At 66.9% G+C, this 24713-nt stretch carries 21 protein-coding genes; 11 read left to right on the plus strand and 10 right to left on the minus strand.

Going from position 1 to position 24713, the window contains the following annotated elements:
- Positions 1–29: 29 nt before the first annotated feature.
- Positions 30–620 (plus strand): TMEM165/GDT1 family protein, encoded by a 591-nt coding sequence (locus tag ACZ1J6_RS15120; RefSeq protein ID WP_465128221.1) that lies wholly within the window; start codon positions 30–32, stop codon positions 618–620.
- 233 nt (positions 621–853) lie between these two features.
- Positions 854–1102: a hypothetical protein gene (locus ACZ1J6_RS15125; RefSeq protein WP_465128222.1), complete on the plus strand. Its 249-nt coding sequence runs from the start codon at positions 854–856 to the stop codon at positions 1100–1102.
- A 146-nt stretch (positions 1103–1248) separates the two neighbouring features.
- Here the strand turns inward: ACZ1J6_RS15125 and ACZ1J6_RS15130 are convergent, their stop codons facing one another.
- Positions 1249–1923: a response regulator transcription factor gene (locus ACZ1J6_RS15130; protein WP_132265239.1), complete on the minus strand. Its 675-nt coding sequence runs from the start codon at positions 1921–1923 to the stop codon at positions 1249–1251.
- A gap of 220 nt (positions 1924–2143) precedes the next feature.
- Between ACZ1J6_RS15130 and ACZ1J6_RS15135 the strand changes: the two genes are divergently transcribed.
- Positions 2144–3073, plus strand: coding sequence for a UDP-2,3-diacylglucosamine diphosphatase (locus tag ACZ1J6_RS15135; RefSeq protein ID WP_134095273.1), 930 nt, complete (start codon positions 2144–2146; stop codon positions 3071–3073).
- Positions 3070–4140 carry a glycosyltransferase family 4 protein gene (locus ACZ1J6_RS15140; RefSeq protein WP_132265235.1) on the plus strand — a complete coding sequence of 357 codons (1071 nt, stop codon included), beginning with the start codon at positions 3070–3072 and terminating at the stop codon, positions 4138–4140. The genes ACZ1J6_RS15135 and ACZ1J6_RS15140 overlap by 4 nt, the downstream gene beginning before the upstream one ends.
- Positions 4141–4203: 63 nt before the next feature.
- On the opposite strand, the gene ACZ1J6_RS15145 is transcribed toward ACZ1J6_RS15140, so the two are convergent.
- From ACZ1J6_RS15145 to ACZ1J6_RS15180, 8 genes are all read right to left on the minus strand, one after another.
- Positions 4204–5016 (minus strand): IclR family transcriptional regulator, encoded by an 813-nt coding sequence (locus tag ACZ1J6_RS15145; RefSeq protein WP_442046318.1) that lies wholly within the window; start codon positions 5014–5016, stop codon positions 4204–4206.
- Positions 5017–5024: 8 nt separating this feature from the next.
- A complete protein-coding gene (locus ACZ1J6_RS15150; protein WP_465128223.1) occupies positions 5025–6044 on the minus strand; it encodes an LLM class flavin-dependent oxidoreductase in 1020 nt (339 codons plus the stop codon).
- A 278-nt stretch (positions 6045–6322) separates the two neighbouring features.
- Complete coding sequence (phoB, locus tag ACZ1J6_RS15155; protein ID WP_086490131.1) at positions 6323–7009, minus strand: phosphate regulon transcriptional regulator PhoB; 687 nt, start codon at positions 7007–7009, stop codon at positions 6323–6325.
- A complete protein-coding gene (gene phoU / locus ACZ1J6_RS15160; protein WP_132265229.1) occupies positions 7006–7701 on the minus strand; it encodes a phosphate signaling complex protein PhoU in 696 nt (231 codons plus the stop codon). Before phoU ends, phoB begins: the two co-directional genes overlap by 4 nt.
- 128 nt (positions 7702–7829) lie before the next feature.
- Positions 7830–8591: a phosphate ABC transporter ATP-binding protein PstB gene (gene pstB / locus ACZ1J6_RS15165; protein ID WP_132265227.1), complete on the minus strand. Its 762-nt coding sequence runs from the start codon at positions 8589–8591 to the stop codon at positions 7830–7832.
- 4 nt (positions 8592–8595) lie between these two features.
- Positions 8596–9528 carry a phosphate ABC transporter permease PstA gene (gene pstA / locus ACZ1J6_RS15170; protein ID WP_134095270.1) on the minus strand — a complete coding sequence of 311 codons (933 nt, stop codon included), beginning with the start codon at positions 9526–9528 and terminating at the stop codon, positions 8596–8598.
- Positions 9521–10894: a phosphate ABC transporter permease subunit PstC gene (gene pstC, locus ACZ1J6_RS15175; RefSeq protein ID WP_132265224.1), complete on the minus strand. Its 1374-nt coding sequence runs from the start codon at positions 10892–10894 to the stop codon at positions 9521–9523. Before pstC ends, pstA begins: the two co-directional genes overlap by 8 nt.
- A 37-nt stretch (positions 10895–10931) precedes the next feature.
- Positions 10932–11975, minus strand: a complete 1044-nt coding sequence (locus tag ACZ1J6_RS15180; protein ID WP_132265222.1) for a substrate-binding domain-containing protein — start codon at positions 11973–11975, stop codon at positions 10932–10934.
- A 593-nt stretch (positions 11976–12568) separates the two neighbouring features.
- On the opposite strand from ACZ1J6_RS15180, the gene ACZ1J6_RS15185 reads away from it, so the two are divergent.
- The gene (locus ACZ1J6_RS15185; RefSeq protein ID WP_314464674.1) at positions 12569–14035 is read left to right on the plus strand and encodes an OprO/OprP family phosphate-selective porin; all 1467 of its coding nucleotides are present in this window, start codon (positions 12569–12571) and stop codon (positions 14033–14035) included.
- A gap of 64 nt (positions 14036–14099) precedes the next feature.
- Here ACZ1J6_RS15185 and ACZ1J6_RS15190 read toward each other — a convergent pair whose 3' ends face one another.
- Positions 14100–15098 carry a sensor histidine kinase gene (locus tag ACZ1J6_RS15190; protein ID WP_132265220.1) on the minus strand — a complete coding sequence of 333 codons (999 nt, stop codon included), beginning with the start codon at positions 15096–15098 and terminating at the stop codon, positions 14100–14102.
- A 463-nt stretch (positions 15099–15561) separates the two neighbouring features.
- Between ACZ1J6_RS15190 and zwf the strand changes: the two genes are divergently transcribed.
- The 6 genes from zwf (at position 15562) to ACZ1J6_RS15220 (ending at position 24710) form a co-directional block, all read left to right on the plus strand.
- Positions 15562–16941: a glucose-6-phosphate dehydrogenase gene (zwf, locus tag ACZ1J6_RS15195; protein WP_243654182.1), complete on the plus strand. Its 1380-nt coding sequence runs from the start codon at positions 15562–15564 to the stop codon at positions 16939–16941.
- Between the two features lie 248 nt (positions 16942–17189).
- Positions 17190–19004, plus strand: coding sequence for a phosphogluconate dehydratase (gene edd / locus ACZ1J6_RS15200; protein ID WP_465128224.1), 1815 nt, complete (start codon positions 17190–17192; stop codon positions 19002–19004).
- Positions 19001–20005: a glucokinase gene (locus tag ACZ1J6_RS15205; RefSeq protein WP_132265217.1), complete on the plus strand. Its 1005-nt coding sequence runs from the start codon at positions 19001–19003 to the stop codon at positions 20003–20005. The genes edd and ACZ1J6_RS15205 overlap by 4 nt, the downstream gene beginning before the upstream one ends.
- The gene (eda, locus tag ACZ1J6_RS15210; protein WP_132265215.1) at positions 20002–20628 is read left to right on the plus strand and encodes a bifunctional 4-hydroxy-2-oxoglutarate aldolase/2-dehydro-3-deoxy-phosphogluconate aldolase; all 627 of its coding nucleotides are present in this window, start codon (positions 20002–20004) and stop codon (positions 20626–20628) included. The genes ACZ1J6_RS15205 and eda overlap by 4 nt, the downstream gene beginning before the upstream one ends.
- Positions 20625–23411 carry a phosphoenolpyruvate carboxylase gene (locus tag ACZ1J6_RS15215; RefSeq protein ID WP_431568348.1) on the plus strand — a complete coding sequence of 929 codons (2787 nt, stop codon included), beginning with the start codon at positions 20625–20627 and terminating at the stop codon, positions 23409–23411. Before eda ends, ACZ1J6_RS15215 begins: the two co-directional genes overlap by 4 nt.
- Before the next feature lie 162 nt (positions 23412–23573).
- Positions 23574–24710, plus strand: a complete 1137-nt coding sequence (locus ACZ1J6_RS15220; RefSeq protein WP_465128225.1) for a DUF2279 domain-containing protein — start codon at positions 23574–23576, stop codon at positions 24708–24710.
- Positions 24711–24713: the final 3 nt, after the last annotated feature.

The raw sequence follows: 24713 nt of genomic DNA on the forward strand, positions 1-24713 counted from the left end.
TGTCTGTCGCCCGGCCCGGAGAATTCAACTTGCCAATCCTGTTCTCGTCGGGCCTGCTCACCTCCACGGCGGTGGTGGCGCTTGCCGAAATCGGCGACAAGACCCAGCTCCTCGCCATCGTCCTCGCCACCCGCTTCAAGCGCCCCTGGCCCATCGTCGGCGGGATCTTCGTGGCGACACTCGCCAACCACTTCCTTGCCGCTCTTGTGGGCGAACAGGCCTCGGCCTTCCTCGACGGCCAGTGGTTCCGCTATCTCGTCGCCGTCAGCTTTATCGTGATGGCCGGCTGGACCCTGATCCCCGACAAGTTCGACGAAGACGACGAGCCCAAGCCCAGCCGCTTCGGCCCCTTCGTGGCCACCGCGATCGCCTTCTTCCTGGTCGAGATGGGCGACAAGACCCAGCTCGCCACGATCGCCCTCGGCGCCCGCTTCCAGAGCGTGCTTCCGGTCATGGCCGGCACCACCATCGGCATGATGCTGGCCAACGTGCCGGCAGTGTTCCTGGGCAACGAGATCATCAAGCGCGTGCCCCTGAACGTGGTCCGCACGATCGCCGCGCTGCTGTTCCTGGTAATCGGCCTCTGGCTGCTCGCCCAGACCGCAGGCCTGCTGGGCTAAGGCCCTGTCTCAGCGCAAGGTGACGCCGTGTTTGCCACGGTCAGGCAAGAAGAGCGTCACCTTGCGCGCGGCACCCGGCCCATAGCGCTGCTGGAAACGACAGTGATGGGAGCGATGGAAGGATAGAGTTCGCCCCGCCTGCCAGGCAGGAGGATGGGAAGCGGACTGGCTGGAATCGCCCCATTGCGGACATTTCGATCTTGCGCGATGTGAGTTTCGGTTAGGAGTTTCATATGACCGACCACTATGTCGCGAAGGCCATTGTCGACGTTTGTCTGTTTTTGGAGTTTACAGACGATCGGCTGTTAGATTCCGATGCAGCGGTCTCTGCAATGGAGCAGCTTGGCGCTAATTTGCAGCGCGTAGGTGACGAAGACATCCGTACACTGAGCGCCGAGATACGATCTGTGGCTCCTGATTACCCTACACGCGAACAGTTCATCCGAGATTTGCCGGAGGCTCTCGGCATCTCAGGCGAATGACCGCTTCCCACCCAAAGCGGCCCTCTCACCCTTTGGCGTGAGGGGGTCGGACGCCCGCTGAACCCAGCGCGATGGTCCCATCCGGGGGCAAGTTCGAAGCGAACGGAACAGACGAAAGCGGCGCGTCAGGTGGCCTGGCCGAACCCTCAGATCGCGTCGAACACATACCCCAGCGAGCGCACGGTGCGCAGGGGATTGCCGGCGCCCACGCCCTTGAGCGCGCGGCGCAGGCGGCCGATCCAGACGTCCACCGTGCGTTCGTCGACGGCGGGTTCCTGCTTGCCGAGTGCCGCGATGAGCTGCGTGCGGGTGAAGACGCGGCCGGGATGCTCGATGAAATAGCGCAGCAGGCGCAGTTCGTTGGGCATCAGCGAGATCGGCTTGCCCTGCCAGCGGGCCTGGAAGGCGGCAACGTCCACGGAAAGCTCGCCTTGCGCCAGCACGCGGCCGTTGGCGGTGTCCTGTTCGCTGATATTCGCGCCCAGCACGCGGTCGAGCAGCGCCGAGCGGGTCAGCGGGCCGACCATGTAGTCGTCCGCGCCCATGCGCAGCGCGCGCTTGCGGTCGTCGACATTGTCCTCTTCCAGCACGATCGTGACGTGGGCGTGGCTGGTCAGGCTATCCGCGCGCAGGCGGCGGCAGAGTTCCAGCCCCGACATCTCGGGCAGCACCCAGTCGATGAAGACCCAGAGCGCCCCTTCGATCAGCGGCAATTCGGCAAAGTCGGTCCAGCGATGAAGGACGACATCGAAATCGTCGTGCCGGAACGCCGCGAGACCACCCGAAAGTTCACTCGCCAGCAATATGTCGATCCGCCGCATGGCCCCCTGCCTGATTACCCCCAAACCGGGACTACGCGCGGCTAATTGCCGCGCCAGTGTGACGAACAAGTGACATATCGATGACTTGCGGCGGAAAAGATCGAGCAGCGAAAACATCGCGCCGGCCCCTTCGGCACCTGTCACGGAAGTGACCCGCAACCGTCACGGGCGCGCAACGGGAAAATGCCATTATCCGGGCAACTGGAACGGGGGCGCAACGATGCGGAAAGACGTGGACACCCTTCTCGAACACGCCACTGCCGGAAATGGCGGAAACAATACGGGCTTTGCCGGAACGAACATCCCGGCCTGGCTCGACTTGCCGGATCCCAAGGGCTTCCGCCCCAAGCGCAAGTACGAGACCATCTGGATCTCGGACGTGCACCTGGGCACGCGCGGCTGCAATGCCGAGATGCTGGTGGACTTCCTGCGCTCGGTGGAATGCAAGACGCTCTACCTCGTCGGCGACATCGTCGATGGCTGGCGGCTGCGCAAGGGCTGGTACTGGCCCGACGCCCATAACGAAGTGATCCGCCGCATCCTCAAGATGGCGCATCGCGGCACCCGCGTGGTCTTCGTCGCGGGCAACCACGACGAAATGCTGCGCGACTATGCCGGGCTCACTTTCGGCGGCGTGGAACTGGTGCTGGAAGCGGTGCACGAAACGCTCGACGGCCGCCGCCTGCTGGTCACGCATGGCGACGCCTTCGACGGCGTGGTGCTCTATGCCAAGTGGCTCGCCTTCCTGGGCGACAAGGCCTACGGCGCGCTGCTTCGGGCCAACATCATCTTCAACGCGGTGCGCCGCAAGCTGAAGATGCCGTACTGGTCGCTCTCGGCCTACATGAAGAAAAAGGTCAAGAACGCCGTCCAATACGTCTGCAGCTACGAGGAAGCGGTCGCTGGCGAGGCGATTTCGCGCGGGTTCGACGGCGTGGTCTGCGGCCATATCCACTGCGCGGAAATCCGCCAGTTCGGCGGCATCACTTACTACAACGACGGCGACTGGGTGGAAAGCTGCACCGCGCTGGTCGAGGATCTTCAGGGCCACATCGCGATCATAGACTGGATTGCGGAAACCGGCGGCCACACCGCGGAAGGCGTCGAGGCGATCCACCACGAAGCCGCCCATCACGAGGCCGCCGAGTGAAGCTGACCCTGGCGACCGACGCCTGGCTTCCCCAAGTCAATGGCGTCGTCCGCTCGCTTTCGGCCACGCTCGACGAGCTGACCCGGCGCGGCCACGAGGTGGAAACGCTCACGCCGGACCGCTTCTTCACCGTACCGATGCCGGGTTACGCCTCGATCCGGCTGGCCATGGCACCGCGCTTCGGGGTGCGCCGCATGCTCGACAAGGCGCAGCCGGAGATCGTCCATATCGCCACGGAAGGTCCGATCGGCTGGGCGGCGCGCGGCTGGTGCCTTTCGCGCGGGGTGCCGTTCACTTCGGCATTCCATACGCGCTTTCCCGAGTATGCCGCCGTGCGCACCGGCCTCAGCGCCGAGCGTTTCTGGCCGATCATGCAGCGCTTCCACGCGCCCAGCCAGGCCGTGCTCGTCTCTACCGACAGCCTGGCCGAGGAACTGGCGGGGCGCGGCATCGGCCATACCCGCCGCTGGAGCCGCGGCATCGACCAGGCGCAGTTCAAGCCCGAAGGCGCACGGCACCCGGCCATGGCCGCCCTGCCCGGCCCGGTGCTGCTGAACGTCGGCCGCGTGGCCCCGGAAAAGAACCTCGACGCCTTCCTCGACGCCGATGTGCCGGGCAGCAAGGTCGTGGTGGGTGATGGCCCCGCGCTCGAAAGCCTGAAGCGCCGCCATCCCGACGTGCTGTTCCTCGGCGCGCTGTCCGGCGAGGAACTGGCAAGCGCCTATCGCGCCGCCGATTGCTTCGTGTTCCCCAGCCTTACCGATACTTTCGGCCTCGTCGTCATCGAGGCTCTGGCCTGCGGCACCCCGGTTGCGGCCTTCCCGGTGACGGGTCCGGTCGACATCCTGGGCCGCGACGGCTGCGGCGTCGACGAGGGGCTGGAAGCGCCGGCCGGCGCCGTGGACACCGTGCTGGAACGCGCCATAGCAACCGCACTGGCAGTGCGCCGCGAAGATGCCGCCCGGCTGGGCGCGCGCTTCTCCTGGCAGCGCGCGACCGACCAGTTCCTCACGACCATCCAGGGCGCGCTGGAAGCCTCGGAACGCCCGACCCGCGCCGCGGCCTGACGGCGCGGCAGTTCCGAAAAGACCGGCTTCCCCGGCGAATCCGCTTCGGCCCGGCCTGCCCGTTCAGCGAAACCCCAGGCTGCGCGATATGTCGGCAGCTTCCTTGCGCACGCGCACGGCGAGGTCTTCCAGCCTGTGCTGCGCGCGGGGCGTGGGCGCTGCGACCACCAGTGCGCCCAGCACCAGTCCGGCGGCATCGCGGATGGCGGCCGCAGTGCCGGTCACCCCTTCCGCCGCCTGGTCGACCGTCTGGGCCACGCCCTGATCGCGGGCCGTCGCCACCGCCTCGCCCAGGGCCAGCGGGTCGACCAGCGTAGCCGGCGTGAAAGCCTCCGCTTCGAGGCGGCGCAAGTAGCTCTCCACCGCTTCCGGCGAGCATGTCGCCAACAGCGCGCGGCCCCCGGCCGTGGCGTAGAGCGGCCGCCGGTCGCCCACGCTGACCGAATAGCGCACGACATTGCGGCTTTCGATCATGTCCACATAAGTCAGCTGGTCGCCTTGGGCGTCGCCGACGGCGAACAGCACGGTCTCCCCGGTTTCCGCGCAAAGGCGGCGCATGCCGTCGCGAATCAGGTCCGAGCTTTGCAGGCGCCGCCGCGCCTCGGTGAGCGCGCTGCCCAGTCCGAAGGCGCCGGGGCCAAGCCGCCAGGAGCCTTCGGCGGCGATCACGAAATCCTCGTCGGCCAGCCCGCGCAGCAGCGCTGCCAGGCTGCTTTTCGGCGTGGCGAGGCGGCGGCTGAGGTCGGCCAGCGAAACCGGCTCGCTGCTGGCGCAGAGCGCCTCCAGCAGCCGGACCACGCGCGTGACCGACTGGGGCGAGGCAGCGCGCGCCGCGCTTTCGGGAACTGCTGCATCCTGATGCGTAACCGTGTTCAAGCCTGCCCTCACCGAAATGCCGGGATCACTTCATCCGCGAAGGTCCGGGCATAGGCAAGGAAGCGCTCCGCCGGAAGCCCGGGCGGCATCATCATGGTGAAATGCTCGACCGGCGCCTTGGCCCGTATCGCCCGGAAGCGCTCCACCGCTTCGGCCGGGGTGAGGATCTGCAACGCGCCGCTGCGCTTGAAGGTATCGAGGTCCATCGGCTTCATCACCGCATCCTCGGCATTGGCCCCGATACCGAGGGCCCTGTCCTCAGCCATCCAGGCCGCGTAGCTATTGCTCACATGGTGGTAATAGGGCGCCAGTTCCTCCATCGCCGCAGCCTTGTCATGCGAAACGACGAGCATCAGTTCCTGCAGCCAGATCCTGGCCTCCGCCGGATCCTTGCCCTGCTCTTCCAGCTTGGCGCGGTACAGCGGCCAGATATCGGGGTTGCCGAAGTAGCCATCGCCATAGCGGGCCACGCGTTCCACGGCCTTGGGCGCGAAACCGCCGATGTAGAGCGGCACTTGCCCGCGGCTGGACAGCGCCGCCACACGGGCCCCCTCCAGCCGGAAATGACGGCCTTCGAAATCCACCGTCTCGCCGGCCCAGAGCCGGCGCACCACTTGCAGGAATTCGTCGAACCGCGCGCCGCGGCGGGTGAAGTCCAGGCCGTGCGCCGCATATTCCCGGGCGCGGTAGCCGATCGCCAGTCCCATCGCCAACCGCCCGCCGGAGAGGGTGTCGAGCACCGCGCAGTCTTCGGCAAAGCGCAGCGGCTCGTAGAGCGGGCCGAGTGCGATGCCGCCGCCGATCCGCATCCGCCTGGTGCGTGCCGCTATGGCGCCGAGCACGACGAGTGGCGAGGTCATGTAACCGTCTTCGGCAAGGTGATGCTCGGGCACCCAGGCGCCATCGAAACCGAGCGCTTCGGTCTCGGCAATGACGTCCAGCGTATCGGCGTAGAGCGCCTCGGGCGCGCGGCGCCAGGGCGCCGGATTGCGGAAGTCGTATAAGTAGCCGAAGCCTAGCTCGCCCATCGCGTCCTGTCCCGTCCGTTCCGGGCACAAGCCTAGCGAGGGGCAGCGCAGCGGCAAGGCGCGGGGGCGATGAGTCCGCAGGCCGCGCGCGGTTTATGGGAAGCAGCTTATCGGCTCGGGCCAAGTCCGCCCATCACCGAAGACCGCCTCCCGATTGCTCGCGGGCGCAGATGCCCCGGCATTTTCCGCGGTGATCCGCGAAGCCGCCCGCCCTGGCAGGAACGGCGGGACCAGGCGGCGGGCAGAGCGGCTGTCGATGGCCGCCCTGCCCCGCCCGATCAGGTCACGTCCATCGCGTAGCCGGCGGCGCGGACGGTGCGGATGGGATCGGTGTCGCCATCGCGGTTGATCGCCTTGCGCAGGCGGCGGATGTGAACGTCCACGGTGCGCTCGTCGATGTCGGAATCCATGCCCCAGACGCCGTCGAGGATCTGCTGGCGCGAGACCACCCGGTTCGGACGTTCCATGAAGTAGCGCAGCAGGCGGAACTCGGTGGGGCCGAGGTGCAGCGCCTCGCCCGAGCGGCGGACGCGGTGGCTGGTGGCGTCCAGCTCGATATCGCCCCACTGGAGCACGTTGCCGGCCAGCGAGGGCCGTGCGCGGCGCAGCAGCGCCTCGATGCGGGCAAGCAGCTCGCGCGGGGAGAACGGCTTGGTGACGTAATCGTCAGCGCCGGTCTTGAGGCCGCGGATGCGGTCCTCTTCCTCGCCGCGGGCGGTCAGCATCAGGATCGGGATCTGCGCCGTGTCCTTGTCCTTGCGGAGCTGGCGGCAGACTTCGATGCCGGGCACATGCTCGATCATCCAGTCGAGGATGATGGCGTCAGGCGCCTGTTCCTGCACCATCAGCAGCGCTTCCTCGCCATCGCTGGTGCTGCGCACCTGATAGCCTTCGGCGCTGAGGTTCCAGGTGAGCAGTTCGCAGAGCGCGCGGTCGTCTTCGACGACGAGAACGGAGGGGTTCACGGCAGGTCCCTTGTATCGTCGGTCTGGCTGTCGCGCTCGGCATGGTATTCGCCGGTCGCGGCATAGTAGACCATTTCGGCGACGTTGGTCGCGTGATCGCCGATGCGTTCGAGGTTGCGGGCGATGAAGAGAAGCTGCGCGGCGCTGGAGATCGTCGCCGGGTTCTCCATCATGTGAGTCAGCAGCGAGCGGAACAGCGTGTTGTAGAACTGGTCCAGCTTCTCGTCGCGGCGGATCACTTCCTGCGCCAGCGCGGCATCGCGCGAGCCATAGGCATTGAGCACGTCGCGAACCATGCCCTCGGCGATCTCGGCCATCATCGGCACGAGTTCGAGCGGCTCGATCTTGCCGCGGTTTTCCAGCGCATTGACGCGCTTGGCGATGTTCTTGGCATAATCGCCGATGCGCTCGATCACGCCCGAGATCTTCAGCGCGGCGATCACGTCGCGCAGATCGTCGGCCATGGGTGCGCGCAGGGCGATCGTGCGGACGGCCAGGCGGTCCACTTCGGCCTCCAGCGCATCGAGGCGGGCGTCGGCGGCAACGACTTGCGCGGCCAGTTCCTCGTCATGATGCGACAGCGCGATGATGGCGTCGCGGATGGCGACTTCGGCGAGGCCGCCCATCTCGGCGACCAGGCCGCGAAGCTGCCCGATCTCGCTGTCGAAGGCCTTGACTGTATGATCGACCATTTGGTGTCTTCCCTGAGTGTCCTTGACTTATAGCACCGGCTTCGCAGTCTGTTCGGAAAATGCCCGCTGGGCCTTTTCGTCCCGGCGCCGGCCGCGAAACGCGCCTTGCGGCGAATTTCGAACCGACCTCAGCCGTAGCGGCCGGTGATGTAGTCCTTGGTCTTTTCCTCGCGCGGGGTGGTGAATATCTGGCTGGTGTCGCCGTATTCCACCAGGTTGCCCAGGTGGAAGAACGCGGTGCGCTGCGACACGCGGGCCGCCTGCTGCATCGAGTGCGTGACGATGACGATGGCGTAAGTGTCCTTCAGCTCGTCGATCAGTTCCTCGATACGCGCGGTGGCGATCGGATCGAGCGCGGAGCACGGCTCGTCCATCAGGATGACTTCGGGGCTGACGGCAATGGCGCGCGCGATGCAGAGGCGCTGCTGCTGGCCGCCGGAAAGGGCGGTGCCGGCATCATGCAGGCGGTCCTTCACTTCGTCCCACAGGCCGGCCTTGGTCAGGGCGTTCTCGATGATCCCGTCCATGTCCGCCTTCGACGGCGCCAGGCCGTGGATGCGCGGACCGTAAGCGACGTTCTCGTAGATCGACTTGGGGAACGGGTTCGGCTTCTGGAACACCATGCCGACGCGGGCACGCAGGGCGACGGGGTCCATCGCGGCGGCGTAGATATCCTCGCCGTCGAGCAGGATCTCACCGGTGACGCGGGCGTCGGCGATGGTGTCGTTCATGCGGTTGAGCGAACGCAGGAAGGTCGACTTGCCGCAGCCCGAAGGCCCGATGAAGGCAGTGACGAGCCCGTTGTCGATTTCGATCGAGACGTCGTTGATGGCCTTCTTGGGGCCATAGAAGACGTCGACGTTGCGGGCGGTGAGTTTGGCTTTTGTCATGTCCCTACCAGCGGACTTCGAACTTGTTTCGAAGGTAAATGGCCAGACCGTTCATCGCCAGCAGGAAGATCAGCAGGACGATGATGGCCGCGGATGTGTTCTGGACGAAACCGGAATTGATCTCGTCAGACCACAGGAAGATCTGCATCGGCAGCACGCTGGAGGGATCGGTGATCCCGCCCGGCGGCGTCACGACGAAGGCGCGCATGCCGATCATCAGCAGCGGCGCCGTCTCGCCCAGGGCGCGGGCCATGCCGATGATCGTGCCGGTGAGGATGCCGGGCAGCGCGAGCGGCAGGACGTGGTGGAACACGGTCTGCATCTTGCTGGCGCCGATCGCGAGGGCCGCGTCGCGGATCGAGGGCGGAACCGCCTTGATCGCGTTGCGGCCGGAAATGACGATGACCGGCATCGTCATCAGCGCCAGGGTCAGGCCGCCGACCAGCGGCGAACTGCGCGGCATGCCCAGGGTGTTGATGAACACCGCCAGGCCGAGCAGGCCGAAGATGATCGAGGGCACGGCCGCCAGGTTGTTGATCGACACTTCGATCCATTCGATCCACCGGCTGCGCGGGGCGAATTCCTCAAGGTAGATCGCCGCCAGCACGCCCATCGGGAACGAGAGCAGCAAAGTGACGAGCATCGTCAGCAGCGAGCCCTTGGCCGCGCCCCAGACGCCGGCGATGTCGGGATCGGTCGAGTCGGAGCCGGACAGGAAATTCCAGTCGAGACCGCCGAGGCCGTTCTTCAGCATGATCACCAGCAGCAGCGCCAGGAAGGCGAGGCTGAGGGCGATCGCGCCGAGGCCGATCAGCTTGAAGCGGCGTTCGGCGGCGTTGCGACGGGCGATCCGCCGCTTGGCCTCCGGCGTTTGCCACCGCGCGTTGCCGAGGGGCTCGATGCCCGAGCGCGCGTTACTGAGACCTGCGTTACTCATAAGCTTCCCGGAAGCGCTTCACGACGCGGAGCGCGATGATGTTGAGGATCAGCGTGACGATGAACAGCACCAGGCCCAGCGCGAAGGCGGAGAGCGTCTTGGGGCTGTTGAACTCCTGGTCGCCGGTCAGCATCTGGACGATCTGATAGGTGACCGTGGTCATCGAATCGAAGGGGTTCAGCGAGAGCCGCGCGGCGGCGCCCGCGGCCATGACCACGATCATGGTCTCGCCGATGGCGCGGCTGACCGCCAGCATCACGCCGGCGACGATGCCGGGCAGCGCGGCGGGGAGCAGCACCTTCTTGATGGTCTCGGACCGGGTGGCGCCCATCGCCAGCGAACCGTCGCTCATGGCGCGGGGCACGGCGGCGAGCGCATCGTCGGCCATCGAGGAAACGAAGGGGATGATCATCACGCCCATCACCACGCCGGCCGCCAGCGCGCTCTCGGTCGAGGGGTTGGCCATGCCGAGCGAACCCGCAAAGTCGCGGAAGATCGGCGCCACCGTCAGCGCGGCGAAGTAGCCGTAGACCACGGTGGGAATGCCGGCCAGGATCTCGAGCATGGGCTTGAGCCACTTGCGCACGGTGCTGGAGGCATATTGCGTGAGGTAGACCGCGCTCATCAGGCCGAGCGGGATCGCCACGATCATGGCGATGATCGCACCGATGTAGATCGTGCCCCAGAACAGCGGCACCGCACCGAAGCTGTCCGCAAGGTTATCGCTGCGCGCATTGCCCGGCGACCAGTGGATGCCGGTGAGGAAATCGATCGGCGAGACGTCGCGGAAGAACAGTCCGGCCTCGAACAGCAGCGAGCCGACGATGCCGAACGTGGTGAGGATCGCCATCAGCGAGGCGATCAGCAGCAGCGCCAGAATGCCGCGCTCCACCTGGGTGCGCGCCGGGAAGTTCGCCCGGATGCGGGTGAAGGCCCAGCCGCCGCCGGCCAGGGCGACGATCGCCACCAGGAGCGCGCCGATCAGGCCGAAGCGCGAATGGGCGTCGCGCACGGGCACGGACATCGCGTTCGACAGCGGGTTGAACGCCACCGTGTCGGGATTGTCGGCAATGGCCTTGGCTTCGGCGAGGATCGCCGCGCGGCTCATCGGGTCTGCGGGAAGCTGGGCTGCCGCGGGGTCGGCCATGACCGCCCCGTCGACAAGACCCGGCATGATCGCCTGCCACGCGCCCCAGGCGATCAGCGCCGGGACGACGATCCACAGGGCGACGTGCCATGCGTGATAGCCGGGCATCGAATGCATCGTGCCGCGGCCGGTATGGAGCAGCCGGGCCCGGCCCCGTGCGGCAAACCAGCCGACGAGACCGAGGCCGAGGACGGCCAGAAGTACTCCGGTAAGAATCATGTATGGCCGCCCTTCGCGTCCCTGCCCGCTAAGGGGATTACTTCAGAACCGAGGGATCGAGCGGAGTCATCTTGGCGACGATGTCGGCGCTCTTGGCGCGAACGTCGTCAGGCGAGATCACCATGCCCTTGGCCTTCAGGGCACCATCGGGACCCCAGGACTTGGCCCACTCGGCCACGTAGCCCTGCAGGCCCTTGATCGGGGCGAGGTGCTGCTTCTTCACGTAGATGTAGAGCGGACGCGCGCCGGGGTACGAGAAGTCGGAGATCGAGGCGTAAGTCGGCACGATGCCGGACATCGGGATGCCCTTGATGGTGCCCGCGTTCTCTTCGAGGAAGGAGAAGCCGAAGATGCCGATCGCCTTGGGATTCTGCGAGATCTTCTGGACGATCAGGTTGTCGTTCTCGCCGGCGTCGACATAAGGACCATCCTCGCGGATGTCGTGGCAGGTCGCCTCGTACTTGTCCTTGTCGCTGTCCTTCAGCGCGGCAGTGGCGGCATCGGTCTTGCAGCCCGCTTCAAGGATCAGTTCCTTGAGCGCATCGCGCGTGCCCGAGGTCGACGGCGGGCCGTAGACGAGGATCGGTTCGGCCGGAAGCGAGGGGTTCACGTCTTTCCAGGTCTTGGCGGTGTTCGGCTTGCCGAAGGGATTGGCCGCCAGCGCCTTGTAGATGTCGGCAGGCGTCAGCTTCATGTTCGGGCCGCTCTTGCCCTCTGCAAAGGCGATGCCGTCGATGCCGACCTGGATCTCGACGATCTCGGTCACGCCGTTCTTGACGCATTCGTCGTATTCCGACTTCTTCATGCGGCGCGAGGCGTCTTCGATGTCAGGGTGCTGGGCGCCGACGCCGGCGCAGAACAGCTTCATGCCCGCACCGGTACCGGTCGATTCGATGACCGGCGACTTGCCGCCGGCCTTGGCGAACTGCTCGGCCACGGCGGTGGCGAAAGGATAGACGGTGGAGGAACCCACGGCCCGCACGAAATCGCGCGAGCCCGCAGTCGAGCCGCCCGATCCGCCGCAGGCGCTCAGAGCCAGGACGGAGGCAGCGGCGAAGATGATGGTCTTGGTCGAACGCATGGTTTTAACCCCTTGGGCTTTCATTCTCCGACGCCCCTATTGGGGTAGGATGACACTTCCATGACAATGAAGTGACATAACTCGCCAAGTCACGCAAATCCGGGCGGTTCGCTGCTCCATACCTCTTTCGGGCGAGCTTGGCCAAACCCCATTTGCGCCCAGGTCCTTCCTGTCGGGCCTGGCCATGCCGCCCGACCGGGTAATGTCATGAAAGCGTCCGCGGACGGCCCCACCTTCCCGCCTCATGGAGTCGCGTTGCGACCCGGCGCCCTCCATGCGCGGTGTGTCGGGATTGTTTCCCGGCCATGTCGATGAGAAACTTTGCCGCGACTCGGATCGCTCCGGCGCCGCCCCTGCGGATGCCGGTCGTTTCGGGGACTGGCTTGCGCCTGTCTCGATTCGGACTTGCGGAATTCACCGGGTCAGGGGGCTTGGGCACATTAACCTGTAACGGGCGGTCGAATCGCCCGGACGAAGCGCTGATACTGATCGTCATATTCGTCACATTCACCGTCACATTAGTCATCAAACTGTCATTGAACGGCAATAATCGGCCTCGTCGCGCCCGGCACATCGGTGCAGCGCTTAGGAGAATGCCTGATATGCGTCTCATCATGGCCAGCGCGACCGCGGTCGCCGTCGTTCTTTCCGCACCGGGCGCCCATGCCCAGGCCATCTCGGCGCAGGAGGCCGAGGAACTGCGGGCGCAGATCCGCACGATGAAGGCGCAGATGGAAGCCATGGAAGCGCGGCTCAACGCCGCCGCGCCCGGCGGCGGCGCCCCCGGTGCAGCCCCCGACGCAGCCACCGATGCCGGATCCCCCGCCGGTCCAGGATCGCAGCCGGCCCCTGCCGCGGCGCTCGCTGCCGGAACTGCAGGATCCGCCGGCGCGGCCAAGGCCAAGGACGACACCGCCATCGAGTGGAAGGGCAGCCCCCAGTTCGCCAAGGGCGACAACCTCTTCAAGGTCAAGGGCCGCATCCAGGCGGACGCCAACTACGTGGGCGCGCCGAAGGGCCTCCACGACAAGGGCCTCGGCTTCTCCAGCGAGATGCGCCGCATCCGCCTCGGCGCGGAAGGCGCCATCGGCGCAGGCTTCGACTACAAGCTGGAACTCGAACTTTCCGACAACGCCGTCGACCTCGTCGACACATATGTCGGCTACCACACCGGCCCCTGGCAGATCCGGCTGGGCAACCAGAACTCGTTCCAGTCGCTGGACGAACTGACCGGCGACACCAGCGGCAGCGTGATGGAACGCGCCGCCTTTACCGACGCCTTCAACTTCGAGCGCCGCCTGGGCATGGCGTTCCAGTACAACAAGGGCCCCTGGCTGGCGCAGGCGGGCGTGTTCACTGACGATATCGGCGCACTCTCCAACAGCAACGACGGCGAGAACGGCGGCGACGAGAACAACAGCTTCGGCCTCGACGGGCGCCTGGCGTTCTCGCCCAAGGTGGGCGACTTCCAGCTCCACTTCGGCGGCTCGGCCCACTGGCGCCGGCTCGGCCGCCTGGCGGACAGCGACACGCGCTACCGCCAGCGCCCCTATGTGCATTCCACCAATACCCGCCTGATCGGCACCCCGGCGATGAACGTCTCGGAAGAAGATCACTACGGATTGGAATTCGCCGCGATCCGGGGCCGCTGGCATGCGGCGGCCGAGTATCACGTGCTCACCGCCGACCGCCTCGACGCCTCCACCGTCACTTTCCAGGGCGCTTATGCCGAGACCGGCATCTTCCTTACCAAGGGCGACCACCGGGGCTTCAAGGAAGGCATCTTCCGCGTCGAGAAGCCTGCCCACCCGCTGGGCCAGGACGGCTTCGGCTCGGTCCTGCTCACGGTGCGCTACGACTGGCTGGACCTCAACGACCGCGACATTCGCGGCGGCACCCAGAACGGCTATATCGCCGCGCTCGTCTGGGAGCCGATCCAGAACCTGCGCTTCAACGTGAACTACGCGCTCCTGGCCTATACCGGCGCCACGCCCACCACTTCGGGCAAGACCGACTACGACGCACAAGTCGTGGGCACGCGGTTCGAACTGGACTTCTGAGGGCCGAACTTGCCTGGCCCGGCCTGGCCGGCCGGCCAGCCAGGCGACCAGCCGGCCAGACGCCTCAGGCGCCGGCCTCTTCCTTGCGCAGCGGCAGCATCAGCGAGGCGGTCGTGCCCATGCCCGGGCGGCTGTCGATATCGAAGCGGCCGCGATGGCGCTCGACGATGTGCTTGACGATCGACAGCCCCAGCCCGGTCCCACCGACCATGCGGCTGCGGCTGGTGTCCGCCCGATAGAAGCGCTCGGTCACGCGGGGCAGGTGCTCGGGCGAGATGCCGTCGCCGTGGTCGCTGACAGTGACGAGCAGCCAGCCGGTCGGCGTCGATTCGAGGCCGACGTCCACCGGACCGCCCTGCTTGCCGTACTTGAGCGAGTTGTCGATGAGGTTGCGCAGCACTTGCGCCAGTTGCCCGCGATCGCCGGTGACGACGGCGTTGTCCCCGTTCGAATGGACGGTGATCTGCGCATCGCCCCGCGCCTCGCCCGCGATTTCCTTCGCCAGCGCCACCATCTCCACCCGCTCCGAGGGAACCTCGTGCTTCACCGCCTCGATCCGCGAGAGCGACATCAGGTCCGAGATCAGCGCCTGCATGCGCTGCGCCTCGTGGCGGATGGTATCGAGGAAGCGCGTGCGCACGCTCTCGTCGCCGCCGGCCTTGGGATTGTGCAGCGTCTCCACATAGCCGAGCACGTTGGCGAGCGGGGTGCGCAGTTCATGGCTGGCATTGGCGACGAAATCGGCGTGCGACTTGGCGACGCTGACGCGTTCCGACAGGTCGTAGAGGCTGACCAGGCGGTCCGTCGCTGAAACCACGCGGCAATCCACTTCCCAGACGCTGCCGCCGGTGGAAAGCCCGGAGACGCGGGCGATACCGCCCTCCTCGCTGAGAATCGCGCCCACGGCCCGCGGTTCGCGAATGGCGATACGCACGTCCTGCCCCACGATATGCGCTCCCAGAAGCGCCCGGGCGGCGCTGTTGGCGAAGCGGACCTGCCCGCGCGAGACCATCATCGCCGGGGTCTGGAGGTGTTCGAGGAGGTGGGTGCCGTCACCGGCCATGATCGTGCTTCCTGTTCTTCGCCCGGATTGCCTCTCCGATGCGGACTGTCGAGGCCGTTAGCGCGGCTGCTGATCGTTCTCCATGCCCTTACCTGACGACAGGACAAAGACGCCATCGCAACGAACTTGCGGAAAATACCGGGATCACCCGATGCCAAATGCGCTTGCGGCCACTTCTCCTGTTCAATCCGTGCAAACGAGGTTGAGGTTTTGCGCGCTCTCGCCTAGCACGTCGCACGCAGTCCGTGTCATGCTGCAACCGCGAAGAGAGGCAGCTCGTCCTCGCGGGAAGGTATGACAGGGAACGCAGGAGGAGGAGCCCGTCGATCCCCGGCGGAAAATGACCCTATAGGTGGATAAACCCCCAGAAGGTGGACAGCGCCAAGTGACCAATTCCATTTCCGCTCCATTCACGTCAGACCGCCTGCTCCTGTTCGGCGCGACGGGCGATCTCTCCCGCCGCATGCTGCTTCCCTCGCTCTGCGCCCTCGATGCGGAGGGCCTGCTGGACCCCAAGGTCGAGATCATCGGCACGGCCCGGTCCGAGCATGACGACGCCGAATTCCGCAATTTCGCGCGGGCCTCGCTCGAACAGTTCCTGCCCGCCGAACGGCGCGGCGGCATGGCGCGCTTCCTCAACCGGCTGTCGTACCAGACGCTGGACGCCAACCAGATGGAAGGCTTCAACGCCCTGGCCGCCAAAGTCGGCCAGCCGCAGGACGGCCTCTCGATCTTCCTCTCCACGGCACCCAGCCTGTTCGAGCCGACCATTCGCGGCCTTCAGGCCAGCGGCCTGGCCGGCGAGAACGTGCGCATCGGCCTGGAAAAGCCGCTCGGCATCGATCTTGCCTCCAGCAAGGTCATCAACGACGCCGTCGCCCGTGCTTTCCCGGAAGACCGCATCTTCCGCATCGACCACTACCTGGGCAAGGAAACCGTCCAGAACCTGCTGGCGCTGCGCTTCGCGAACCTGATGTTCGAACCGCTGTGGAACGCCGCGCATATCGACCATGTGCAGATCACCGTGGCCGAGACCGTCGGCCTTGAATCGCGCGTGGCCTATTATGACGATTCGGGCGCGCTGCGCGACATGGTGCAGAACCACATGCTCCAGCTGCTCGCGCTCGTCGCGATGGAGCCGCCGGTCAGCTACGACGCCACCAGCGTGCGCGACGAGAAGGTGAAGATCCTGCGCTCCTTGCGCAAGGTTGCCGCCAACGAGACCGTCACCGGCCAGTACCGCGCCGGCGCCATCGGCGGCCAGGCCGTGCCGGGCTATGACGACGAACTCGGCAAGGATTCGAACACCGAGACTTTCGTCGCGATCAAGGCGCATATCGACAACTGGCGCTGGCAGGGCGTGCCCTTCTATCTGCGCACCGGCAAGCGCCTGCCCAAGCGCACGACCGAGATCGTCGTGCAGTTCCGCGACGTGCCGCACTCGATCTTCCACGGCCGCGGCGCCCGCACGGTGCCCAACCGCCTGGTCATCGGCATCCAGCCGAGCGAGAACATCACGCTCTCGCTCATGGCCAAAGTGCCGGGGCTGGACCGCAACGGCTTCGGCCTGCGCTCCATCCCGCTCGCCATCACCATGCCCGACGCTTTCGCCGGCCCGCAGCGCCGCATCGCTTACGAGCGCCTGCTGCTCGACCTGATCGAGGGCGAGCAGACGCTGTTCGTCCGCCGTGACGAGGTGGAAGCGCAGTGGGAGTGGATCGACGCCATCCGCGCCGAGTGGGAAGATCAGGGCCAGGAGCCGAAGACTTATACCGCCGGAAGCTGGGGCCCCTCCGCCGCCATCGCCCTCGCCGAGCGCGACGGCGTCACTTGGCACGAGTGATCGCGCATGCGTGATCGGGCTCCAGCAAGGCAGCCGGCGCGGGCATGAACCCGGCACGCACCCTATATGACCGGGTGCGTGAACGGTCCTCCATGCCCGGCCGCGTGAAATTCCCCCGCAAACCGGTGGAAGATATGTGTTGACACCGGTTACCTGAATGCCTTCAAGCCCCGCTCGGGAGATCCCGCAAGCGGCGGCTTCGGGAGGCTGAGACAAAAAAGACAGACGGAAAGTGCAGGAGTAACCCCATGAGCAACCTCAGCCCGGTGGTCGCCCGCGTGACCGATCGCATCATCGAACGATCGAAGCCCAGCCGCTCCCGCTACCTCGCCCTGGTCGAGCGCGAAGCCGGCCGTCATTCGGACCGATCGTTCCTTTCGTGCTCGAACCTCGCGCACGGATTTGCCGCCAGCGGCGAAGACAAGCCCGCCATCGCCACCGGCAAGGCGATCAACGTCGGCATCGTCACCGCCTACAACGACATGCTCTCGGCCCATCAGCCTTATGGCCGCTATCCGGAGCAGATGAAGCTCTATGCCCGCGAAGTGGGCGCCACCGCGCAAGTCGCGGGCGGCGTGCCCGCCATGTGCGACGGCGTGACCCAGGGCTTCGACGGCATGGAACTCTCGCTGTTCAGCCGCGACACCATTGCCCTGTCCACCGCCGTCTCGCTCAGCCACGCGATGTACGACGGCATGACCCTGCTGGGCATCTGCGACAAGATCGTGCCGGGCCTGGTCATGGGCGCTTTGCGCTTCGGCCACCTGCCCGCCGTGTTCATCCCTTCGGGCCCCATGCCCAGCGGCATTTCCAACAAGGAAAAGCAGAAGGTCCGCCAGCTCTATGCAGAGGGCAAGGTCGGACGTGAGGAGCTGCTGGCCAGCGAAAGCGCCTCCTATCACTCGGCCGGTACCTGCACGTTCTACGGCACGGCCAACTCCAACCAGATGATGATGGAGATGATGGGCCTGCACATGCCCGGCGCCGCCTTCGTGCCGCCCGGCACCTCGCTGCGCCAGGCCGTGACCCGCGCCGCCGTCCACCGCGTGACCGAGATGACCCGCAAGGGCGACGACTTCCGGCCGATGGGCCACCTCGTCGATGAGAAGGCGATCGTCAACGCCATCGTCGGCCTGCTGGCCACCGGCGGATCGACCAACCACGCGATCCACCTGCCCGCCATGGCCCGCTGCGCCGGCATCCAGATCGACTGGCAGGACTTCGACGAGCTTTCCGCCGCCGTCCCGCTCATCACCCGCGTCTACCCCAACGGTTCGGGCGACGTGAACCACTTCCACGCCGCCGGCGGCATGGGCTGGGTGGTGCGCGAACTGCTCGACGCAGGGCTCGCGCATGAGGACATCCTCACCGTCTCGAAGGACGGCATGCGCGCCTATGCCACCGAGCCGACGCTCGACGACGGCGAACTCAAGTGGAAGCCCGCCCCCACCGTCAGCGGCGACGATGCCATGCTGAGCACGGTGGCAAAGCCCTTCCTGCCCGATGGCGGCATGCGCCTCGTTTCCGGCAATGTCGGCCGCGCCACGTTCAAGACCAGCGCGGTCGACCAGGAGCGCTGGACTATCGAGGCACCGTGCCGCGTGTTCGAAACGCAGGAAGCCGTCATCAACGCCTTCAAGGCGGGCGAGCTTGACCGCGACGTCGTGGTGGTCGTGCGCCACCAGGGCCCGCGCGCCAACGGCATGCCCGAACTGCACAAGCTGACGCCGCCGCTGGGCGTGCTGCAGGACCGCGGCTTCAAGGTGGCACTGGTCACGGACGGCCGCATGTCGGGCGCTTCGGGCAAGGTTCCTGCCGCGATCCACGTCACCCCGGAAGCCCTGGCGGACGGCCCCATTGCCTATCTCCAGGACGGCGATATCGTGCGCCTCTCGGCCGAGGACGGCACGCTTTCCACCACCGCCGACCTCTCGGGCCGCACCCCCGCGCCGCTGCCCGCGCCCGCCGAAGGCATGGGCCGCGAACTCTTCGCGATGTTCCGCATCAATGCGGGCGGCGCCGAACAGGGCGGCTCCTCGATGCTGGAGGTCGCGGGCCTGTGAGTGCGGCTGAGACAACCGAACTCGTCGCCGTCGATATCGGCGGGACGCACGCCCGCTTCGCGCTGGCCTCGGTAGACGGCCAGGGCCGGATCACGCTGGGCGAACCCGTCACCCTGCACACCAGCGAACACGGCAGCTTCCAGCTGGCCTGGCAGGCTTTCCGCGAGCGCAATGGCGGGCATCTGCCCGATGCCATCTCGATCGCGATAGCCGGCCCGGTCGGCGGCGAGGTGATCCGCTTCACCAACAACCCCTGGATCATTCGCCCCGCGATGATCCCCGAGAAGATGGGCGTCGAACACTATACCGTCGTCAATGACTTCGCGGCGGTCGCCTATGCCGTGGCGCTGGCGCCGGAGGACCAGTTCCTGCACCTGGCCGGGCCGGAAGGGCCGCTGCCCGCCACCGGCACGCTCAGCGTGCTCGGGCCGGGCACCGGGCTCGGCGTCGCGCACTTGTGGCGCAATGGGCTCCCGCACGGCCAGGGCGGATTCTACCATGTGCAGGCTACCGAAGGCGGCCATGTCGACTATGCCCCGCTCGACCTGATCGAGGATGCCGTGCTCGCGCGCCTGCGCAAGCGCCACAACCGCGTCTCGGTGGAGCGCGTCGTCTCCGGCCCGGCCATCGTCGACATCTACCAGACGCTCGCCGCCATGGAGAACCGCGCCGTCCACGACCTGACCGACGTGGAGATCTGGACCGCCGGCACCAACTACGAAGACCCGCTGGCCGCCGCCGCCGTGGACCGTTTCTGCCTCTCGCTGGGCAGCGCGGCGGGCGACTATGCGCTGGCGCATGGCGCGGGCGGTGTCGTCATCGCCGGGGGCCTCGGCTACCGTATCCGCGAAACCATTCTGTCCTCGGGCTTTTCGGAGCGCTTCCGCGCCAAGGGGCGCTTCGCCTCGATGATGGCGCAGATCCCCGTCAAGCTCATCACTCACCCGCAGCCCGGCCTCTACGGCGCGGCTGCCGCCTATGTCAGGGAGCACGTCCAATGAGCAGCCCGTCCGAAGCCGTCGAAAAGGTCATGCGTCTTGCCCCGGTGATCCCGGTGCTGGTGATCGAGGATATCGAACACGCCCTGCCGATCGCCGAAGCCCTCGTCGCCGGCGGCCTGCCCGCGCTGGAAGTGACGCTGCGCACCGAATGCGCGATCGAGGCGATCAAGATCATGAAGCAGGTTCCCGGTGCCGTGGTCGGCGCGGGCACCGTGCTTTCGCCCGACGACCTCAAGCGCTCGATCGACGCGGGCGCCGAGTTCATCGTCTCGCCCGGCCTCACGCCGATGCTGGCCGAAGCCGCCTACAAGTCGCAGATCCCGTTCCTGCCCGGCACCGCCAATGCCAGCGACGTGATGTTCGCGCTGGAATGCGGGTTCGACCGGCTGAAGTTCTTCCCCGCCATGGCGGCGGGCGGACCTTCGGCGCTGAAGGCGATCGCGGCCCCGCTGTTCAAGGCGAAGTTCTGCCCCACCGGCGGCGTGACGCCCCAGAACGCGCCGGAATGGCTCGCCCTCGATGCCGTGCTCTGCGTCGGCGGCAGCTGGATGGTCCCCAAGGGCAAGCCGGACGTCGCCGCGATCGAGACGGCGGCCCGCGCCGCAGCGGGGCTCGCCCAGTGAGCGGGGCGGCTCTGACCACCGTCGAGGACCTCGACAAGCGGCTCCAGGAACTGCACGTCCTCACGGCCCAGACGCCGCTCTACAACCCGGTCTTCCAGCTCGGCCTCGAACTGTCGCGGCGGCTGGAGACCGGCGAGATGAGCCTCGATCATATCGAGGCTCTGGTCGCCGAGATGGAGTGTGAGGGCCTGCGCGCCCGTGCCGCCCGTCTCGACCGGCTGCTCGCTCCCGTCGGCCTTGCCGAGAACGACGCACGGATCGATGCGGCGGCCGAGGAGGACGACTTCACCGCCTTCGCCGTCCGCTGGCAGCGCCCGGCCGCCCATGTGGTCTTCACCGCGCACCCCACGTTCCTGCTCTCCACCGCGCAGACCGAGGCCGTGGCCGTCTCGGCCTCGAACGGCGATTTCAGCGACGCCACGGTCTGTGCCGCATCTTCCGAGCGCGACCAGATCACGCTCGATTACGAGCATGACAAGGCGATGGAAGCGATCGCGCGCGGCCAGAAGGCCCGCGACCGTATCAACGCCCGCCTCTTCGACATTGCCGCTGCCCGCTGGCCGAAGCGCTGGCGCGGCCTGAACCCGATGCCGGCGCGCTTCGCCTCCTGGGTCGGCTACGACATGGACGGCCGCACCGATATCGGCTGGTCCACCTCGATCCGCTACCGCCTTCAGGAAAAGGCGCTGCGCCTCGCCGGTTATGCGGAAAGCCTCATGCAGGCCGCGCCGGACATCGCGCAGAAGCTGGCCCGCGCCGGCAAGCTGACCGAGGACATGGTCGCCCGTTTCGCCGCCGATCTTTCCTCGCCGGAGGCGCTTTCGGAAGCCGCCAACGCGCTGACCGCGGATCATGCCGACCGGCTGGTCAGCCTGGAAGGGGTCATCACCGCGCTGGAAAACGAAGCGCGCCATGCCGATCAGGAAATCGCGCGCACCCTGCTCGTGACCGCCGCCGCCATGCGGGCGGACGGCCTGGGCATGGGCTGGATCCACTTCCGGGTGAACGCCTCCCAGCTCCAGAACGCGATCCGCCTGCGCATCGACCCCGAAGGCAAGCTCAGCCTGGCCAGCCAGGCCGCGCTGGTGCGCATGCGCGAACTGCTGGCCGAAGTCGTGCCGCTCAAGTCCAACTTCGCCGCGCTCGCCATCGAGAATTCCACCGCCGTGCGCCAGTTCCTGGCCATGGCGCAGATCCTGGCCCATATCGACGCCGATGCACCGATCCGCATGCTCGTGGCCGAGTGCGAGGAACCGACGACGATCCTGGCCGCGCTCTATTTCGCGCGCATGTTCGGGATCGACGACAAGGTGGACGTCTCGCCGCTGTTCGAGACCGAAAGCGCGCTGGAACACGGCGGCCGCTTCGTCGATGCCGTGCTGGCAGAGCCTGCCTACCGCGACTATGCGCGCAAGCGCGGCCGCGTCTCGATCCAGACCGGCTTCTCGGACGCGGGCCGTTTCGTCGGCCAAGTGCCCGCCGCACTCGCCATCGAGCGTCTTCAGGGCCGCCTGTCCGAAGCGATGGTCGCTAACGGGCTGACCGACGTTTCGGCGCTGATCTTCAACACCCACGGCGAATCGATGGGCCGCGGCGCTCATCCTTCCAGCATCAAGGACCGCTTCCAGTGGCCGATGTCGCCCTGGGCGCGCCGCCGCTTCCTGCGCGCCGGCATCCGGCTGGAACCGGAAGTCTCGTTCCAGGGCGGGGACGGCTACCTCTGGTTCGGCTCGGACGAACTGGCCCTCGCCACGCTCACGCGCATGGCCGAGATGCCGCTCTGGGGCGCCGATGCCGATGCGCCCACCGATCTGTTCTACCGCCGCACCGATCTCAGCCTCGATTTCTACCGGGCGATCCGCGGCGTCCAGCACGAGCATCTCGAAAGCGCGACTTATAGCCGCGCGATCACCGCTTTCGGGCTGGGCCTGCTCAACGATACCGGCAGCCGCAAGTCGCGCCGCCAGTCGGACCTCGCTTCCGACCGTTCGATGAGCCTGCGGCAGATCCGCGCGATCCCGCACAACGCCATCCTCCAGCAGCTCGGCTACCCGGTAAACGTGATCGCCGGGATCGGCACCGCCTCCGACGGCAACCGCGAGGAAATTGCCGTGCTCCTGCGCGAAAGCGAGCGCGGCCAGCAACTCATGCGGCTGGCGCGCAGTGCCAATGCGCTGGCCTCGATCAAGACCGTGGCGGCTTATGGCGAGCTGTTCAATTCCGCCTACTGGGCCAGCCGCCCCTATCGCGGCGACGAGCAGTACATCGCCGAGGCCTGCCTGAAGCTGGCCGAATACCTGACCAAGGACGATCGCACCGGCGTGTTCCGCCGCCTCGCCTCGCGCCTGCGCGTCGACGCGATGAAGCTGCACTTCCTGCTCGACCTGCTGCCGGACGAAGCCCCGCTGCCGGACCGCGAGCACACCCGCCGCAGCCTGGGCGTGCTCCAGTCCCTGCGCATCGCCTTGTTCAAGCACATGTTCCTGCGCGCGGTCATGGTCCCGCCCTTCAGCCGCGCCAACGACATCAGCCGCGACGACGTGCTGGAGATGTTCTTCACCTTGCGCGTCGAGGATGGCCTGGCCCAGCTGCGCCGCGCCTTCCCCACCAGCTTCCCCTCGATCGACGACTTCAAGGTGGATTGCCCCAGCGACTACCCGGACTCGAGCGCGACCGGCTATACCCGCATCCACAGCGACTACATCGACCCGATCGCCCGCTCCTATGCCCTGTCCTTGCGGATCACCACGGCGCTGGCGAACGAGTTCGGCGCGCACGGCTGATCCGGCCCAGGGTTCCGCCGGGCGGGGCGGGAGAGCGGCGATGCTCTCTCGCCCCGCCCGGCATATCCATGAAAGTCCTAGTTGAATTTCCGGGTTTTCGGGCGCCTACTCGCACCCGGTTGGTCGCACATCACGTCTGCTCCGGGGGGCCGGGGATGATGCATGCGCAACTTGCTTCTCGGTTCCTTGGTCCTGACCGCTTTCCTCGCCGCGCCCGCCCGGGCCCATGGCTTCGGCGAATGGCCCGATCTCGCCCCTGACGCCGAGGCAGACGCCAGCCTAGCGCAGTGGGACCTGGCCGATCTGGCCGAAGCGCGGGAGCGCCCGCGCAGCCCGTTCGAAACGCCGTCGTCCGGCGCGGAAACCGGCCAGGTTTCGCTGGAGGACCCGGGTGATGCGCCGCTCGTCAGGCCCAGCGGCGAACCCGGCGCCGGTCCGGGGGATCGCCTGCCGCCCATGCTCCCTGCCGAACTGCAGCCGCGCCGCTGGTCGGACCATGTGCCGCGCGCTTACGCCGCCAATCCCGACTTCCTCAGCCAGCTCGGCACGATCAAGTGGGAGACGCTGATCCTGCTCGGCTATTTCAGCCTCCAGAGCGGCAAGAAGCTGTTCCGCGAGACCACCAGCTTCCACTTCCACAACGAGGGCTGGTTCGGGAAGGACACCACCAACCTCGGCATCGACAAGCTCACTCATGCCTTCGACACGTACCTGATCGCCGAAATCCTGCACATGCGGCTCCACGACAAGACCCATGCCTCGCAAGGCGACGCGGTGACGGCGGCGATCCTCGCCTCGACTTTCATGGCGCTCAACGAGATTTCGGACGGGATCGAGACGGACAGCGGCTATTCGATGCAGGACATCACGATGAACCTGGTCGGCGCGGGTTTTTCGATCCTGCGCAACACCGTGCCCGGCATGCGCGAGAAAGTCGCCTTCAAGATCGAGATCATCCCGGACGACAATATCTACAGCTACCGCGGCCAGGCCCATTATGCCCAGCAGCGCTACATGCTCTCGTTCAAGGGGGCGGGTTTCGAAGCGCTGGAGCGCACGCCGCTGCGCTTCGTGGACCTGCAGGTGGGCTACTACGGCAGCGATTTCATGATCGACGACCGCCTGGCCGGCAAGGAACCCAAGCGCCACTTGTTCGTGGGCCTGGGCCTCAACCTCGGCGAACTGCTGTTCGGCCGCTCCCGCTCAAGGCTGGGCAAGGCGGGCTACACGGTGCTGGACTACTTCCAGGTGCCCTATACCTCGATCCGCTACGACACGACCGGGCACCTGGGGACCTGAGGC

This window comes from Novosphingobium sp. BL-S-21, assembly GCF_055521655.1.